The organism is Alteromonas sp. H02, from assembly GCF_059682525.1.
In genome coordinates this window covers 4,916,684-4,934,754 of the sequence record NZ_CM185021.1, presented here as the reverse complement: position 1 = coordinate 4,934,754, position 18,071 = coordinate 4,916,684, and the positions used below count along the sequence as shown (strand labels likewise).

General features: G+C 47.8%; 14 protein-coding genes and 2 pseudogenes. 10 read left to right on the top strand and 6 right to left on the bottom strand.

The genetic code is table 11. The features are described 5' to 3' along the window. Positions 1-210: 210 nt before the first annotated feature. Positions 211-1,077: a transposase gene (locus AC566Q_RS22800; protein ID WP_499611482.1), complete on the bottom strand. Its 867-nt coding sequence runs from the start codon at positions 1,075-1,077 to the stop codon at positions 211-213. Here AC566Q_RS22800 and AC566Q_RS22795 point away from each other — a divergent pair. Then, positions 1,067-1,522 (top strand): hypothetical protein, encoded by a 456-nt coding sequence (locus AC566Q_RS22795; RefSeq protein WP_499611479.1) that lies wholly within the window; start codon positions 1,067-1,069, stop codon positions 1,520-1,522. The genes AC566Q_RS22800 and AC566Q_RS22795 overlap by 11 nt on opposite strands. Positions 1,523-1,578: 56 nt before the next feature. Here AC566Q_RS22795 and asnB read toward each other — a convergent pair whose 3' ends face one another. From asnB to AC566Q_RS22780, 3 genes and pseudogenes are all read right to left on the bottom strand, one after another. Beyond that, positions 1,579-3,246: an asparagine synthase B gene (gene asnB, locus AC566Q_RS22790; RefSeq protein WP_105936751.1), complete on the bottom strand. Its 1,668-nt coding sequence runs from the start codon at positions 3,244-3,246 to the stop codon at positions 1,579-1,581. Between the two features lie 218 nt (positions 3,247-3,464). Beyond that, positions 3,465-4,958 (bottom strand): annotated as a pseudogene (locus tag AC566Q_RS22785) (M28 family metallopeptidase); the annotation flags it as partial. 221 nt (positions 4,959-5,179) lie between these two features. Beyond that, on the bottom strand, positions 5,180-6,694 hold the full coding sequence (locus tag AC566Q_RS22780) for a transposase (protein WP_069945706.1): 1,515 nt from the start codon (positions 6,692-6,694) through the stop codon (positions 5,180-5,182). A gap of 260 nt (positions 6,695-6,954) precedes the next feature. Here AC566Q_RS22780 and AC566Q_RS22775 point away from each other — a divergent pair, with 260 nt between their 5' ends. The 5 genes from AC566Q_RS22775 (at position 6,955) to AC566Q_RS22755 (ending at position 11,718) form a co-directional block, all read left to right on the top strand. Next, complete coding sequence (locus tag AC566Q_RS22775; protein WP_483414985.1) at positions 6,955-7,824, top strand: tyrosine-type recombinase/integrase; 870 nt, start codon at positions 6,955-6,957, stop codon at positions 7,822-7,824. Between the two features lie 10 nt (positions 7,825-7,834). Continuing rightward, complete coding sequence (locus AC566Q_RS22770) at positions 7,835-9,016, top strand: IS91 family transposase (RefSeq protein WP_499611474.1); 1,182 nt, start codon at positions 7,835-7,837, stop codon at positions 9,014-9,016. Positions 9,017-9,565: 549 nt separating this feature from the next. Continuing rightward, on the top strand, positions 9,566-10,525 hold the full coding sequence (locus tag AC566Q_RS22765; protein ID WP_489806279.1) for a DUF4350 domain-containing protein: 960 nt from the start codon (positions 9,566-9,568) through the stop codon (positions 10,523-10,525). Between the two features lie 480 nt (positions 10,526-11,005). Further along, complete coding sequence (locus tag AC566Q_RS22760) at positions 11,006-11,188, top strand: hypothetical protein (protein ID WP_499611471.1); 183 nt, start codon at positions 11,006-11,008, stop codon at positions 11,186-11,188. Positions 11,189-11,238: 50 nt separating this feature from the next. Next, positions 11,239-11,718, top strand: coding sequence for an acetyltransferase (locus AC566Q_RS22755; RefSeq protein WP_499611468.1), 480 nt, complete (start codon positions 11,239-11,241; stop codon positions 11,716-11,718). A 557-nt stretch (positions 11,719-12,275) separates the two neighbouring features. Here the strand turns inward: AC566Q_RS22755 and AC566Q_RS22750 are convergent. Together AC566Q_RS22750 and AC566Q_RS22745 are read right to left on the bottom strand one after the other, a co-directional pair. Further along, positions 12,276-13,457 carry an IS91 family transposase gene (locus AC566Q_RS22750; protein WP_499611465.1) on the bottom strand — a complete coding sequence of 394 codons (1,182 nt, stop codon included), beginning with the start codon at positions 13,455-13,457 and terminating at the stop codon, positions 12,276-12,278. A 10-nt stretch (positions 13,458-13,467) separates the two neighbouring features. Next, positions 13,468-14,298: pseudogene (locus AC566Q_RS22745) on the bottom strand (tyrosine-type recombinase/integrase). A 285-nt stretch (positions 14,299-14,583) separates the two neighbouring features. Here AC566Q_RS22745 and AC566Q_RS22740 point away from each other — a divergent pair. The 4 genes from AC566Q_RS22740 to AC566Q_RS22725 are packed head-to-tail and all read left to right on the top strand — an operon-like array spanning position 14,584 to position 17,991. Then, positions 14,584-15,540 (top strand): ABC transporter permease, encoded by a 957-nt coding sequence (locus AC566Q_RS22740; protein ID WP_499611461.1) that lies wholly within the window; start codon positions 14,584-14,586, stop codon positions 15,538-15,540. Between the two features lie 4 nt (positions 15,541-15,544). Beyond that, complete coding sequence (locus AC566Q_RS22735; RefSeq protein ID WP_499611456.1) at positions 15,545-16,369, top strand: ABC transporter permease; 825 nt, start codon at positions 15,545-15,547, stop codon at positions 16,367-16,369. Between the two features lies 1 nt (position 16,370). Continuing rightward, entirely contained in the window at positions 16,371-17,081 is a 711-nt protein-coding gene (locus AC566Q_RS22730) for an ATP-binding cassette domain-containing protein (protein WP_499611448.1), read from the top strand. Then, a complete protein-coding gene (locus AC566Q_RS22725; protein ID WP_499611441.1) occupies positions 17,002-17,991 on the top strand; it encodes an ABC transporter ATP-binding protein in 990 nt (329 codons plus the stop codon). Before AC566Q_RS22730 ends, AC566Q_RS22725 begins: the two co-directional genes overlap by 80 nt. Positions 17,992-18,071: the final 80 nt, after the last annotated feature.

Genomic DNA, 18,071 nt, shown 5'->3' with positions numbered 1-18,071 from the left:
ATATTAACGCTATGTACTACCCACTGTGTCAGCTGTATTTAAGGCCAGTTGCACGTGTGTCAAATGGGTACTTTTCAGGAATCAGTGAAGTAGTTGTCATCAAGATAGACGCAATATAACTGGTCTTTGGTACTGAAATCCGCAATGAGATATGTGAAAGCCCTTACCTCAACATGTTGCATGTTCAAGTGATGGTCTGTTTTTTGTGCTTCATGCGCCAAAATCGAAGTCGCGTTGAATGATGTAGTCACTGAATGAGGCTGTGGCTGGTGGAGCTCGAAGTGGCGGCATTAGAGAATCGTTTTTTGCTTCAAGAAGAGTCTGCTTGTCAAGGTGCGCCAAAATCTTATGGATAACAGCCGGATCCGTAATACAAGTAATAATTTTGACGTTGGTTTTTTCACAAGCCTCACAGACTGTGATGTCAATATTGAATACTCTTTTTAACCTTTGTGCCCACGACATGCTTCGCGCATGGTATGGTTTATCTGAATCTTTCAGATGCTCTGCTAAGCGAGGGCTATTCTTACCGCGTTGTGAAGCCGTTACCTCGGCACGCACCTTAGCATTGGGAGCAAACACGCCATAAAACCTCGTAAGGTTTAGCCTCGGCACTGGCACCAGTGCCGCGAGCTTGCCTATGAAATCCAAGGGAGTAAAAAAGACATGTGTGGTACCGTCTTGATAGGGAGTTTTCAGTTGATATCTTACTTTTCCTGAATCGGTTAGACTCAATCGTTGCTCGCTTAACGCTGGCCTTGAGATATATCTGCATAGCCTTTCCAGTTTGTCAGTTTGATGGCTGTCTGCAAACACCCCAGCGTGTAAGCTAAAACCGTTTATTTGAGCTAATTGACCGTAATGTTGTTCGTCTTTGGCAGGTAAGGTTTGCAAGGCAAAGACTTTTTTGCCTGTATCTGGTCCTACAGCAATGCGGTAATTGACAGAGGCTGCTTGCAAGGGCAGTAAACTATCTTCGTCATCCATGGGTAAATCGAGAAATGTGTTGTCCATATCCCGTTGAACGAGCCCGGCCTTCTCCAAGTAGGTCGCGATGCGATGGCTAATGACATTCACGAGGGTTTCCATATCATTGTGGTTTGGTGCTTTAACGCACTTGGAGGCATTTAATCGCCTGGAGTTAAAACAGGGCGACTTTTTCCCACGGGCCGTTAGTGAAGTACTGGGAGAATTAAATGCCCTTTCACTGGATGACGATATTGTACTCGAGCCATCTTTGGTTATGCATTATCCGGCGGCAATGTATTTCTTTGTGAATCGTTCCAATCCTACCATGGCGAGGCTGATTGAAACGGGATTACGAAGAGCCCTGGAAGACGGCTCTTTCGATAATATCTTTGTCAGCCATCATCGTGAGGCGTTGCTTAAAGTCAACGTAGCTGAGCGCAAGGTATTTCACCTGGAGAATCCATTACTCCCTAAAGAAACGCCGCTGGATGATAAAGCCTTATGGTTTGATCCGCAGATCCATACGCCCCAAAGCGCCCCTAATAAAGAATAATCAGTAGAAAAAAACAGCACCTAAAGGTGCTGTTTTTTTTAGTAGGTAAGCAAAAGTTATGCTTTGCCGTGTACGCCCTGCATGGAGCGGCCAGACGGGTCAGCATTGTTCTTAAAGCTCTCATCCCATTCAAGGGCTTCAACCGTACTACAGGCAATTGACTTACCGCCAGGTACACAGCGAGCTGCAGTTTCTTGCGGGAAGTAACCTTCAAAGATTGTGCGGTAGTAGTAACCTTCTTTGGTATCCGGGGTATTGATTGGGAAGCGGAACTCCGCAGAAGCCAGCTGTTGATCGCTTACTTCGTTGGCAACAAAATCCTTAATTGAGTCAATCCAGGAGTAACCTACACCGTCACCAAACTGTTCTTTCTGACGCCATAACACTTCTGGCGGCAGCGTTTCACCGTTATCAAAGGCTTCACGCAGAATGTACTTTTCCATTTTGCCGTTACCACACATTTTGTCTTTCGGGTTGAGGCGCATGGCCACGTCCATGAATTCTTTATCCAGGAAGGGGACACGGGCTTCAACACCCCACGCCGAGGTAGCTTTATTAGCACGGGCGCAATCGAACATGTGCAGGCGGTCGAGTTTACGTACCGTCTCTTCATGAAACTCTTTAGCATTCGGTGCCTTGTGGAAGTACAGGTAACCACCGAAGATTTCATCAGAGCCTTCGCCCGACAGTACCATTTTAATACCCATTGCTTTAATCTTACGGGTCATCAGGTACATTGGCGTAGCGGCACGGATAGTGGTGGTGTCGTAGGTTTCCAGGTGATAAATCACATCACGAATGGCATCCAGACCTTCCTGAATAGTAAAGTGGATTTCGTGGTGCACCGTACCAATCATTTCTGCAACTTTCTGGGCAGCCACTAAATCGGGGGCACCTTCAAGGCCTACAGCAAATGAGTGCAAACGCGGCCACCAGGCATCGGATTTGTCTTCATCTTCAACCCGTTTGGCAACGTATTTGGCGGCGACAGCAGAAACCAGTGATGAGTCCAGACCACCAGATAACAGCACGGCGTAAGGTACGTCTGACATCATGTGAGATTTAACCGCTTTTTCGAAGGCTACGCGCAGTTCTTCGATGTTCGACTCGTTGTCTTTAACGGCGTCGTATTCCATCCAGTCGCGCTTATAGTACTTCACCATTTCACCGGTTTTGCTCCACATATAGTGGCCCGGAGGAAATTCACTAATCGTTTTACAAACCGGGGCCAGCGCTTTCATCTCGGAAGCCACGTAGAAATTACCGTGTTCGTCGTAACCGGTATACAGCGGGATAATACCAATATGGTCACGGGCAATCAGATAGGCATCTTCTTTTTCGTCATACAGAATGAACGCAAACATGCCTTGTAAATCATCAATAAACTCAACACCGCGCTGTTGATACAGCGGCAGAATGACCTCGCAGTCAGAGCGGGTTTTAAAGTTGTAAGGAGTGTCCAGCTCTTTAGCGAGCTGCTTGTGGTTGTAGATCTCACCATTTACAGCCAGAGCCTGGTGACCGTTGTCACTGATCAGTGGCTGGGCACCCGTATCAACATCGACGATTGCTAAACGCTCGTGACACAAAATGGTATTGTCATTATTCCAGATACCCGACCAGTCAGGGCCGCGGTGACGCAGCGTTTTGGTTAGTTCCAAAGCTTGGGTTCTGAGTTCAGACACATCGGTTTTGATATCTAAGATACCGAAAATACCACACATAAGAAGCGTTCTCTCTTGTCACATAGTTAAAGGATAATGTTTTCTGTCGGTGCTCGAATTGACGTACAGCGGTGGATTATTTTTTTGCAGGATAAAACCTTTACACTCGCGACTACTGAATGTGCCAGCATGAGCAAAAAATGCAAGTACAATCTGGTCTATTTAAACATTTAGATAAAAAAAACCGCCGAAAGCGGCGGTTTTCTGAAGGGGGCTGATTATTTGCGCTGAAACTCACTGGTTTCACGCCATTGCGGCCAACTGTCTTTGTTGGCGACTAAATAACCAACTTCCATTAATAGCTGGGTATCCTGAGATATCCCGCTCAGATCCCAGTCGTCCCGAAACTTGTCACAGACCTGATGATAACAGCCGGTCACTATCACGCTGGTACGTTTACGATATTTCGCGGTTTCTTCGTCAAAGGGCTCGCTTCCACCTTTGGCATAGAGCGCCGGAACACCCACTTTGGCAAAGCTGAAATGATCGGAACGATAGTAATAGCCCGCCTCAGGACGATCTTCCTGAGTGACAGTACGACCCTGACGAGTCGCTGCAATAGTCAGCTCTTCTTCAAGATCGGATTTACCCATGCCAATTACCGCGATGTCTTTGGTTTTACCCAGCACATTCATGGCATCCATGTTGATATTGGCCACGGTTTTATTAAGCGGGATAATCGGGTTGTCGGCGTAGTACTTCGATCCCAGTAAGCCCTGTTCCTCGGCGGTGACAATTAAAAATGACACAGAGCGTTTTGGCGCGGGAGTGAGTTTACTAAAGGCCTCAGCCATAACCAATGCGGCGGCAGTACCGGTAGCATTATCGTGTGCGCCGTTATAGATCTGATCGCCCTCAAGACTTTCATCCTTGCCCAGATGATCCCAGTGCGACGTGTAAATCACATGCTCATCCGGTTTTTCGCTTCCGGGCAGGGTAGCCAGCACATTGTAACTGGTTGAGGCCTGATAGGTGTTTTGCACAGTTACCGACATGTTCTGCTCGAGTGGCACGGAATAGGGGCCTTGCATGGCTTTAGCTTTTTCTTCCTCGAAATCAAGGCCGGCATCGGCGAAAACACGGGTAGCCGCGTCCAGGGTTAACCATCCTTCAACGGCTACGCGGCTGGCACCTTTATCCGGGCTAACCAGGCCATACTGCGGGCCACTCCAGCTATTAGCCACCACCGACCAGCCATAAGAAGCCGGAGCTGTTTCATGAACAATAATGGCACCCGCGGCGCCCTGACGGCTGGCTTCTTCGTATTTATAGCTCCAGCGACCGTAATAGGTCATGGTAGTGCCCTGAAATTTACCGCCTTCCGGGTTTTCAAATCCTGGGTCGTTAACCAGAATTACTACGGTTTTACCGGTTACATCCAGGCCTTCGTAGTCATTCCATTCGTATTCCGGAGCATTAATGCCATAACCGACAAAAACAAGCTCTGAATCGGTAAGTGTTACCACATCCTGCTCACGTTTGGAGCCGGCAACCATATCGGTTTTGTAGTCAAAAGTGTGATTGCCAATGGTCATGGTCATGCCCGGATCGGCGGTAATTTCCATCAACTCCACCGCTTGCAGGTAACTGTCGCCGTTGCCCGGTTCAAGGCCAAGTCGTTTAAATTCTGAAACCAGAAAATCGAGGGTTTTCTTTTCCCCTGCTGTCGTTGGCAGACGCCCCTCAAATTCATCAGACGCCAGGGTCTTAAGGAGTATAAGAAATATTAACGCTATGTACTACCCACTGTGTCAGCTGTATTTAAGGCCAGTTGCACGTGTGTCAAATGGGTACTTTTCAGGAATCAGTGAAGTAGTTGTCATCAAGATAGACGCAATATAACTGGTCTTTGGTACTGAAATCCGCAATGAGATATGTGAAAGCCCTTACCTCAACATGTTGCATGTTCAAGTGATGGTCTGTTTTTTGTGCTTCATGCGCCAAAATCGAAGTCGCGTTGAATGATGTAGTCACTGAATGAGGCTGTGGCTGGTGGAGCTCGAAGTGGCGGCATTAGAGAATCGTTTTTTGCTTCAAGAAGAGTCTGCTTGTCAAGGTGCGCCAAAATCTTATGGATAACAGCCGGATCCGTAATACAAGTAATAATTTTGACGTTGGTTTTTTCACAAGCCTCACAGACTGTGATGTCAATATTGAATACTCTTTTTAACCTTTGTGCCCACGACATGCTTCGCGCATGGTATGGTTTATCTGAATCTTTCAGATGCTCTGCTAAGCGAGGGCTATTCTTACCGCGTTGTGAAGCCGTTACCTCGGCACGCACCTTAGCATTGGGAGCAAACACGCCATAAAACCTCGTAAGGTTTAGCCTCGGCACTGGCACCAGTGCCGCGAGCTTGCCTATGAAATCCAAGGGAGTAAAAAAGACATGTGTGGTACCGTCTTGATAGGGAGTTTTCAGTTGATATCTTACTTTTCCTGAATCGGTTAGACTCAATCGTTGCTCGCTTAACGCTGGCCTTGAGATATATCTGCATAGCCTTTCCAGTTTGTCAGTTTGATGGCTGTCTGCAAACACCCCAGCGTGTAAGCTAAAACCGTTTATTTGAGCTAATTGACCGTAATGTTGTTCGTCTTTGGCAGGTAAGGTTTGCAAGGCAAAGACTTTTTTGCCTGTATCTGGTCCTACAGCAATGCGGTAATTGACAGAGGCTGCTTGCAAGGGCAGTAAACTATCTTCGTCATCCATGGGTAAATCGAGAAATGTGTTGTCCATATCCCGTTGAACGAGCCCGGCCTTCTCCAAGTAGGTCGCGATGCGATGGCTAATGACATTCACGAGGGTTTCCATATCATTGTGGTTTGGTGCTTTAACGCACTTGAATTTGGACTGTCCACACTCCTGAGTGATAACGCCTTCCAAAAAGAGCATGTGAAAGTGAATATTGAGATTCAGCGCACTACCAAATCGCTGAATGTAAGTCACCGCTCCTGTGTTTGCTTGCTTCTTAAGATACCCAGCCCGATGCACAATATCGCAAGAAATAGCACGATGAATGATTTGCATGATTTTACTTAAGTGTTTGGGATACCTAGCTAGAAGTAGACGAAGCGGGATGGGTAAACTCAATACCCATTGGCGTACAGGGTAACCGTGAAGAACATCTTCAACTAACAACTTGGCACTTTCTGCCATCCTTCTTGCACCGCAACTTGGGCAAAATCCCCTGCGTTTGCAGCTGAACGCCAGCAGTTTCTCATGCTTGCAGTCGTCACAAACTACACGCAAAAAACCATGCTCAAGCCGACCACACCTAAGAAACTCTTCAAACTCTTTTACCACATGAAGTGGTAACGACTTCCCTTTTTGTGAAAGCTGCTTCTGAAATTCTGGGTAGTGGCGTTCGACCAATTGATACAGTAACGTCTGCTCTGGACGATGTCGTTTATAGGTATGAGAGTGAGTTACTAGCAATGGCGCCTTTATCTTGAATTGGCATCACAGTGTGTATATGATTTTAATGTAAATCTACTGATCAATAGGGTGGGAAATTTATAGTCTCAAGGTCCGAAAAACGTACTTTGCCGCCCCTCCAGCTTTCTTGACTGGCACAAATAGACAAGAGGACTAAACCGCTCCGCGGTAGTAGTGCCGCCCCCACCTCATTAATTATATTCTGATCTCGTTCTCCGCTTCTAAGCTGAAGGAAGGGCAATGTCGCCCTGAATTCACTCAGGAGTGAAACCATGAGTTACTTTGAAGGATCCAACCCCATACGCCAACGCATGATTGAAGATATGACCATGCGTAGGCTCAGTCCTAAAACGCAAATAGGCTACATCAGAGGCGTGAAGAAACTCGCTACCTTTTTGAAACGCTCGCCAGAGGATGCCACGGCTGAAGAATTGCGCCAATTCCAACTCGCATTGGCCGAGCAAGGTACATCTAACATCACCATCAATGCCACGTTATCGGGTTTAACGTTCTTATTCCATAAGTCCTTGAATCGACCTGATGTGATGCTCAAAGTCAGCACCGTGCCGGTGCCAAGGAAGTTGCCGACGGTCTTGAGTAAAGAGGAAGTCAAGCAACTGATTGATGCCACACATAGCATCAAATACAAAGCTGCCTTCTCGGTCGCTTATGGGGCGGGGTTGCGGATTGGCGAAGTGGCGATGTTGAAAGTGACGGATATCGACAGTTCTCGCATGCTATTGCGCGTTGAGCAAGGTAAAGGGAAGAAAGACAGAATGGCAATGTTATCGCCAATGCTGTTGAGTACACTTCGCCAATGGTACAAACATGCCAAAGCGCATCACCTAATGCTACCGGGAGGGTGGTTGTTCCCAGGGCAGAATCCGTTAAACCCTATTGGCACCCGCCAACTCAGTCGGGCCTGCCAATCTGCGTGTCTGGATGCAGGACTGAATAAAAAAGTCTCCATGCACACCTTACGGCACAGTTTCGCCACGCACTTACTGGAAGATAAAGTCGATATTCGTATCATTCAAACGCTGTTGGGGCATAGTAAACTGGAAACCACTGCGCTGTATGCACAAGTCGCCAGTAAACTCTTGCGTGAGGTGGTGAGTCCGTTAGATACACTGGCATTGTGAGCGTGACGTTATGTCGAGTTGTTCACGGCCACCGCTTGAGGTGGCGGATGTGTTTCGTCTGTCTGGTACGCAGTATAAAAGCGCTCAGCATAGGCATTTAAGCTTAGCGCAACTGAAAGTGATGTCAGCCATTGAGCGTTGTCGAAGTGCCCAATTAGGTGCTCATCACCTGCACTGCGAACACTGTCATACCGATGCCATCGCATATAACTCCTGCCGTAATCGTCACTGTCCGAAGTGCCAGGGGTCAAGCGCCAAACGCTGGTTTGCAGCCAGAGAGCAGCAGTTGTTACCCGTAGAGTACTACCATGTGGTGTTTACCTTACCTGGTGAGGTAGCACAACTGGCCTTTTACAATAAAGCACAGATGTATCAGTTGTTGTTTAAAGCCGCATCACAAACGCTACTGACCATTGCCGGTGATACGCGACACTTAGGCGCTGAGGTTGGCACCACTATGGTGTTGCATACGTGGGGCTCCTCGATGATGCATCATCCTCATGTGCATTGCATTGTGCCCGGTGGCGGGCTGGATAAGGCTAAGCAATGGAAAGCGTGTAAAAAGGGCTTCTTCTTGCCGGTCAGAGTGTTATCACGCTTGTTCCGCCGTTTGTATATGCAAGGCGTACGTGAGTTATACGAATCGACGCAGTTACTGTGCTTCGGGGAGTTGACGCAGACCAGTGGCTTTGAACACGCCGGGCACTTTATGGCATGGTGCAAACAGCAACAATCCATGGAATGGGTGGTGTATGCCAAACCGCCGTTTGCAGGACCACAAGCGGTGCTGAAGTACCTGTCGCGTTATACGCATCGTGTAGCGATTGCGAATCGCCGACTACAATCCGTTGATGAAACACATGTCTCGTTCACCTATAAGGATTACCGGCGCAAAGGAAACAACATGCACCGGACGATGCAACTGACGTGTGACGAGTTCATGCGTCGATTCTTATTGCATGTCTTACCAACCGGGTTTCATCGTATCCGGCATTATGGGTTACTGGCCAGTAAAGCCAAACTCAATATGGCCAGACAAGCCCTGCACGTAGCTCCGCCGCCAGACATCAAAAAGACGGCCAATGAATCGGAGACAGACTCAGCACCCTTCGTGTGCAGGCAATGTCAATCACCGATGAAGGTGTCGGCGCTCAGGCTACCTGCATACTTACCAAGAGCGCCCCCTAAATAGGCAGAGTGCTTAAGGAGATAAAAAAGCGCCTTTACTGGTGAGGATGATGCTTTACCTGAAACGCTATAAACCCCATGACAATGAATAGAATGAGACAACCGAGCTGAATAAAAACGTGAAAATCAGATGCAAATAGAAACAAAGCACCACTGGAAACACGTGATCTTGGCGATCATCCTCTACAGCAGACTCATATCCACCATCGAAATCCCCATAGCCAAACCACAGGGGTAACATCCCGCGGTTTCGTCCACCGAAGATTATCTGATATCTGCCCGAGCGTAGGACATCAAGGTGGATCTGAATGGAGGGCAGATAACTGATAACCTAAACAATTTGTGCCAGTCAAGAAAGCTGGAGGGGCGGCAAAGTACGTAAAGCGGAAGTTGAAACACTGGACATTGCGCGTCGCAATGAGCGGCTACTGAATTACGTCTATTTATTCTTCTGATATGTGCAATCACCCTTTCAAACATTTTTCATGGTATGGTCGAGCACCGTGAAATTTTAACGTTAATCACTACCAGGTTATTACACAGGATGTCGTAAATGAAGTTAGTTCATAGCTTAGTTGTTTTTGGCTTTGCTACATTATTGGTAGCCTGTTCTGATAGCCCTCAACAATCTGACCCTGACTTCAGACCTAAACATAGAGTTGCACACTTTTCCCCTGAGAGTAGTCCACTTGTTTTAATAGACGAAGCCCATAATAACTTTTTGACGTTGAGCGGCAGATATAAGCCATTCGCGCAAGTTCTAAAAAGTGACGGGTTCAGGGTCGATTCGAACGATAAACCAATTACAGAAAATCAGCTAAAGCAAGTGGATATTTTAGTAATTGCAAACGCGCTTGACAGAAAGCGACAGGACTGGCTTCCACCTTATGGAGATGCGTTTGATGACAATGAAGTTGAAGTGCTCAAGAGCTGGATATCGAACGGTGGTTCACTTTTTTTAGTTGCTGATCACACACCGTTTCCCAAAGCTATAGATAATCTGGCACTTGCACTTGGTTTTCAATTCATCAATGGACATGTTGGAAACGCAACCTTTAGCAAAGTGAATCATTCGCTCACCGAACACGCTACAACTTACAATAAAGAAATTTCGCAAAATATAGATGAAAAATCACAGCCTCTTTTTCTGCAAAGTATTAATAATGTATCACCAGATATACTACAGGTAAGATCGTTTGGTGGCTCAGCATTTAAAGCTCCCGAAAAAGCAATATCTCTACTGAAATTAGGGAACGGTATCACTGCTACAGAACCCAAAATACCGTTTCAAGTTAACGCGGATACACCAAAGCTTCCAATGTCAGGATGGAGTCAAGGTGCTGTTTTAGAGCTAGGCAAAGGACGTGTAGCAGTTTTTTCTGAAGGCATGATGTTCTCTTCGCAATTAGTTAAAAGTACAGGCAAAACTATGGGGTTACGCTCTGTTGGTGCGGAACAAAATGAAGAGTTTTTACTGAACATAATGCGCTGGCTAGCTGACTCGCAAGACTGATAATTGACTAGCTGTCTACAGGTTTAAAGGCAGCCTATTGCTCTGGGAAACAATTTTGCGTAAACAAATTTCTATTCTGGCTCATGCCAGAAACTCAGAGTCTCAAACCAAACAGTCGGCTATTTGTCTTTAAGTGCCCCTGTCTTAGTTGGCCGATTCGTACGTATAGCGGCCGGTGAGAGATATTTCTTCTATTCGGCACTATAGTCTTAAATGTACGTAAAACAGCCGTTGGCTCATTGCAATTTTAATTGCATTTATGAGTGAATAGTAGACATAAGTAGGACGAAAGTGCTAATCTACTTTCGGTATCACCAATAAACGGATTGATACACCCTCTATGTCAAAGCGATTAGGCTCGTGTAAACTTCCTTCCATGTATTTACACCATCAACCCTCCCAACTGGTTAGACCAGTATAATTTTCCGTTGTGTTATGATCAGCCTTGCTGAAAATTTACACGAATACAGGAGGTGTAAAATGGCAACAGCATCTTTTGACAAAAACTTTGTCGTTACCGATAAAGAAGCCGCAAAGATATTTTGCTCTGATATGGAGAAGCCTTTTAAGGTCGACGATTCTGTTCGTCAAAGAGATATCAAGGCATCAGGAAGTAAAGGTTTATCTCTATTAAAACGGAAATTACGCCACTCGGCCAACTGATAAATGATACTTCAGAGGAGGCATTAACCTCCTCTGAGATTGATGAATTATTGCAAACTTTCTCATCTCGCGACACAGATATTCAACTTTTTCTCCATAACAGAGCCATTCAATTCGAACGAGAGGATAAGTGCAGAACTTATTTGCTTGTAGGTGAGGATGGCAATATACATGCTTACTTTAGTATCTCAACAAAAGAGCTTGCCCTGACTAAATTTGCTGTTTCGTCTACGCAAAGAAAGCGCATGAAAATAAATCCTCAAGACGAAGAGCAAAGAGTTCGTTGTTTTCTCATAGGCCAACTTGGAAAAAATTTCGCAATTGAGACTCCAATTACTCTTAAGGAAATTTTGGATGAAGTAGATGCGATAATCATTCAAGCTCAAACATTGGTTGGGAATCGCCTGCTGATTCTGGAATGTAACGCCCATCTAATTCAACATTATGAGGCATGGAACTTTAAAAGGCTGCCAGTGCAACCCGAAGAAGCTTCTCCTACGCTCGAAACTATGTACAAGTTTATCAATTAGCTGATAACTAAAATGGTTCATGTGTATCGGTGTCAAATAAACGGATATCGGGCTATCTGTCGAACTTGACAACTTCGAGCGTTGATACATCTTAATTTCTGATGACAACAACATCTAAATGCTCTCAATGAACTTAAAGCCAAAAGACAAAAATGAAGGAAACTTCATGACCGACCCTGACCAAAGTGGGAAGTAGGAAATCACATCGTCAAACGTCCGCTCCTGTTTAGATTATCAGTTATCTGCCCTCCATTCAGATCCACCTTGATGTCCTACTCTCGGGCAGATATCAGATAATCTTCGTTGGACGAAACCGCGGGATGTTACCCCTGTGGTTTGGCTATGGGGATTTCGATGGTGAATGTGAGTCTGCTGTAGAGGATGATCGCCAAGATCACGTGTTTCCAGTGGTGCTTTGTTTCTATTTGCATCTGATTTTCACGTTTTTATTCAGCTCGGTTGTCTCATTCTATTCATTGTCATGGGGTTTATAGCGTTTCAGGTAAAGCATCATCCTCACCAGTAAAGGCGCTTTTTTATCTCCTTAAGCACTCTGCCTATTTAGGGGGCGCTCTTGGTAAGTATGCAGGTAGCCTGAGCGCCGACACCTTCATCGGTGATTGACATTGCCTGCACACGAAGGGTGCTGAGTCTGTCTCCGATTCATTGGCCGTCTTTTTGATGTCTGGCGGCGGAGCTACGTGCAGGGCTTGTCTGGCCATATTGAGTTTGGCTTTACTGGCCAGTAACCCATAATGCCGGATACGATGAAACCCGGTTGGCAAGACATGCAATAAGAATCGACGCATGAACTCGTCACACGTCAGTTGCATCGTCCGGTGCATGTTGTTTCCTTTGCGCCGGTAATCCTTATAGGTGAACGAGACATGTGTTTCATCAACGGATTGTAGTCGGCGATTCGCAATCGCTACACGATGCGTATAACGCGACAGGTACTTCAGCACCGCTTGTGGTCCTGCAAACGGCGGTTTGGCATACACCACCCATTCCATGGATTGTTGCTGTTTGCACCATGCCATAAAGTGCCCGGCGTGTTCAAAGCCACTGGTCTGCGTCAACTCCCCGAAGCACAGTAACTGCGTCGATTCGTATAACTCACGTACGCCTTGCATATACAAACGGCGGAACAAGCGTGATAACACTCTGACCGGCAAGAAGAAGCCCTTTTTACACGCTTTCCATTGTTTAGCGTTATCCAGCCCGCCACCGGGCACAATGCAATGCACATGAGGATGATGCATCATCGCGGAGCCCCACGTATGCAACACCATAGTGGTGCCAACCTCAGCGCCTAAGTGTCGCGTATCACCGGCAATGGTCAGTAGCGTTTGTGATGCGGCTTTAAACAACAGCTGATACATCTGTGCTTTGTTGTAAAAGGCCAGTTGTGCTACCTCACCAGGTAAGGTAAACACCACATGGTAGTACTCTACGGGTAACAACTGCTGCTCTCTGGCTGCAAACCAGCGTTTGGCGCTTGACCCCTGGCACTTCGGACAGTGACGATTACGGCAGGAGTTATATGCGATGGCATCGGTATGACAGTGTTCGCAGTGCAGGTGATGAGCACCTAACTGGGCACTTCGACAACGCGCAATGGCTGACATCACTTTCAGTTGCGCTAAGCTTAAATGCCCATGCTGAGCGCTTTTATACTGCGTACCAGACAGACGAAACACATCCGCCACCTCAAGCGGTGGCCGTGAACAACTCGACATAACGTCACGCTCACAATGCCAGTGTATCTAACGGACTCACCACCTCTCGCAAGAGTTTGCTGGCGACTTGTGCATACAGCGCAGTGGTTTCCAGTTTACTATGCCCCAACAGCGTTTGGATGATGCGAATATCGACTTTATCTTCCAGTAAGTGCGTGGCGAAACTGTGCCGTAAGGTGTGCATGGAGACTTTTTTATTCAGTCCTGCATCCAGACACGCAGACTGACAGGCACGACTGAGTTGACGGGTGCCAAGTGGGTTTAACGGATTTTGCCCTGGGAACAACCACCCACCCGGTAGCATTAAGTGATGCGCTTTGGCATGTTTGTACCATTGGCGAAGTGTACTCAACAGCATGGGCGATAACATTGCCATTCTGTCTTTCTTCCCTTTACCTTACTCAACGCGCAATAGCATGCGAGAACTGTCGATATCCGTCACCTTCAACATCACCACTTCACCAATCCGTAACCCAGCCCCATAAGCGACCGAGAAGGCAGCTTTGTATTTGATGCTATGTGTGGCATCAATCAGTTGCTTGACTTCCTCTTTACTCAATACCGTCGGCAACTTCCTTGGCACCGGCACGGTGCTGACTTTGAGCATCACATCAGGTCGATTCAAGGACTTATGAAATAAGAACGTTAAACCCGATAACGTGGCATTGATGGTGATGTTAGATGTACCTTGCTCGGCCAATGCGAGTTGGAATTGGCGCAATTCTTCAGCCGTGGCATCCTCTGGCGAGCGTTTCAAAAAGGTAGCGAGTTTCTTCACGCCTCTGATGTAGCCTATTTGCGTTTTAGGACTGAGCCTACGCATGGTCATATCTTCAATCATGCGTTGGCGTAAGGGGTTGGATCCTTCAAAGTAACTCATGGTTTCACTCCTGAGTGAATTCAGGGCGACATTGCCCTTCCTTCAGCTTAGAAGCGGGGAACGAGATCAGAATATAATTAATGAGGTGGGGGCGGCACTACTACCGCGGAGCGGTTTAGTCCAATTGTCTTTAGGCGACCTTGACTATCAAACCAGTTTCTACCAAGTTTTGCACAAATCGGAAATGTCGCCATCTGGATGAAATTTCAATATCCAACCTTAGAATGCAAATAGCCGGAGTTATCAATGAAGGTCATTTTCCAGCTGATTATTAAACGGATTGGCTTATCGATTATTACGCTGTTAATTGTTTCAGCGGTGGTATTTTTTATTGCAAACTTGCTGCCCGGTGATGCCGCGCAGGAAATGCTCGGTCAAAGCGCTACCCCCGAAGCGGTGGCAGAGCTGCGGGAAGCTTATGGCTTAAACGATCCGCCCATGCTGCGATACGCAAAATGGTTGGGTGGACTGCTAAGTGGCGATGCGGGTACGTCGCTGGCCAATGCACGCCCGGTAAGCGAACTGATTAGCTCAAGGCTGTCACAATCGCTCATGTTGGCCGGGTTTACCGCGTTGTTAGCGGTGCCCTTTGCCATGGTGCTGGGGATTGTTGCCGCTATGTACAGCGGTAGTCGCATCGATAAAGCCATGAACATCTTTACATTATCGATGGTGGCGGTGCCGGAGTTTTTGCTGGCTACCATTTTTGTGCTCATTTTTGCGGTGGAGCTAAACTGGCTGCCCTCGTTATCGTACATTTCCGCCGATGCCGGGTTGTATGATTATTTCCGGGCATTTGCCATGCCGGTTGCTACCCTGTGCATTGTGCTCAGTGCACAGATGGCAAGAATGACCCGCGCGGCCGTGCTGGAACAGCTTTCCCAGCCCTATGTGGAAATGGCACTACTTAAAGGTTCGCCGCTGTCACGAGCGGTACTGCGCCATGCATTACCCAACGCGGTCGGGCCTATCATTAACGCCGTGGCATTAAGTCTTTCTTATTTACTCGGCGGGGTAGTTATTGTTGAGGTGATTTTCAACTATCCCGGCGTGGCCAGCTTAATGGTGGATGCCGTAACTAATCGTGATATGCCGCTGTTGCAAGCCTGCGCCATGTTGTTTTGTACCGGCTATTTAATATTGGTACTCATCGCTGATATCTCGGCCATTTTGGCTAACCCTAAACTGCGAACCGGAGGCTAGGCCAATGAATATATTAAAATCAATGCCCTTATCCGGCAAGCTGGGTGCACTGCTGGTAGTGTTCTGGGTTTTTATAGCCGTCTTCGGCCCTTGGCTGGCGCCTCATTCGGCCAGTGAAATCGTTGCTTACGATGTGTTTGAGCCCATCGGCGGCGACTATGTATTAGGTACCGATTATATTGGACGTGATGTGTTTAGTCGGATCCTTGATGGTACCCGGTTTACCATTTTTATTCCGTTACTGGCGGCGGCATTAGCCTGTTCCACCGGGACCTTAATCGCACTGTTTTCAGCCGTTAGCGGCCCTCGAACTGATGAAGTGATTTCCCGTTTTATGGATGCGCTGATTTCTATTCCCAGCAAAATCTTCTCGCTGGTAATGATTGCTGCATTCGGTTCATCGGTGCCATTACTGTTAACCATTACCGCTATCAGTTATATGCCAGGGTCGTTTCGGATTGCCCGGGCGCTGGCGGTTAATGTGGCGAACATGGATTTTGTTACGGTGGCCAGAACCCGTGGAGAAAGCCGCTTGTATCTGGCCGTAAAAGAAATTCTGCCCAATATACTGCATCCCATGCTGGCCGATTTTGGCTTGCGGTTCGTGTTTGTTGTGTTGTTGCTAAGTAGCCTGAGCTTTTTAGGGCTTGGCGTTCAGCCACCGGAAGCCGACCTCGGCTCGTTGGTTCGCGAGAACATTTCCGGTCTGGCAGAAGGTGCTCCGGCGGTTATTGTTCCAGCCATTGCCATTGCGACCATTACCATTGCGGTTAACCTGTTAATTGACAGTCTGCGCGGCGGCGCAACTTATGCGGCGCGAGGTAAGTAAGATGACTGCACATGTGAATGTTGAGAAGTTACGCGTTGAAGCCGGGCCGCAAGGTCAGGCAAAAACGATTGTCCATGATGTCAGTTTCACCCTTAAGCGTGGTGAGGTGCTTGCACTCATCGGCGAGTCCGGCTCCGGCAAAACCACTATAGCGCTTTCGCTGCTGGGCTATGCCCGTCCGGGTTGTCGTATTAGCGGCGGTGCAGTGCACGTGGGCGAGGATAATATGGCCGCTATGAATGCTGCCCAGCTGGCTGATGTGCGAGGACGCAAAGTCGCTTATGTGGCGCAAAGTGCCGCGGCGGCGTTTAATCCGTCCCGCCGCATTATGGAGCAGGTGATAGAAAGTGCCCTGATGCATGGCGTGATGTCGCGCGGTCAGGCTGAGGCCAAAGCCATTGATCTGTTTAAGCAGCTGTCGTTGCCGTCGCCTCAGACTATCGGCCGCCGCTATCCTCATGAAGTATCGGGTGGTCAGTTGCAGCGACTGATGGCGGCCATGGCGCTGATTTGCGAGCCGGAACTGATTATTTTTGACGAGCCTACCACTGCGCTCGATGTCACCACTCAGGTAGACGTGCTAAAAGCATTTAAAGACGTTAGTGAAAGCGTACAACACTACGGCAGTTTATGTGTCTCACGACTTGGCCGTTGTGGCCCAGATTGCCGATCAGATCCTGGTGCTGCAAAACGGCAGGATGATGGAAAATAACCCTACCGCCACTATCCTCAACAATGCCGAACATGTTTATACCCGGCAACTGCTCAGTGCAGTGCAGGACAGTGATGGTTATAAGGATAACGCGCCTGGTGAAGTGGTTATCGATATTAATAATATCGAAGCGGGCTATGGCAGGATGACCAAACAAGGTAAGCCTGAAATCCCCATTTTATCGGATATTTCCATGCGCGTTCGTCGTGGTCAGACCGTGGGGATTATCGGTGAATCAGGTTCAGGCAAGTCAACATTTGCCCGGGTAATAGCCGGCCTGCTACCGGCGGCTAACGGGTCGATGTTACTCAACAACAAAGAGTTAACGCCAGCCATAGTGGACCGCAGTAAGGCCGAGTGCCAGCAAATTCAGATGGTATTTCAGAATGCGGATACGGCGCTCAACCCTGCTCATAAAGTGGGTGATATTCTGGGTCGACCGCTGACCTTTTTCCATGGCCTTAAAGGTGCTGCGCGCAAGCAGCGCGTAGCAGAGCTGCTGGAGCTGGTTAAATTGCCCACTGATCTGGCCGACCGTAAATGCGGTGCACTGTCGGGCGGGCAAAAACAGCGCATAAATCTGGCCCGGGCGTTAGCGGCGGAGCCAAGCGTTATTTTATGTGATGAGGTCACCTCGGCACTCGACACTGTGGTGGCTGCGGCCATTCTTGAGTTACTGGGCGAGTTGCAGGCGAAACTCAATATTGCCATTGTGTTTATCAGCCACGACATTTCTACGGTAAAAAGTCTGTGCGACGAGATCATGGTGCTCTACAAAGGCAAAACCGTGCAGTACACCTCGGGTAAACAGTTTGCCAGCGGGCCTTATGAACCTTATACCGAGTTGCTGCTAAACAGTGTGCCAACGCTGGATCCTACCTGGCTGGACTCACGCCAGTCCCGGGCATAAGGGATAATACGGACTGCTCAATATTCCGGCTGGTGGTCGATTAGCGCCAGCCGTTTTTGCTCCCGCCCCGGCAATGCCGG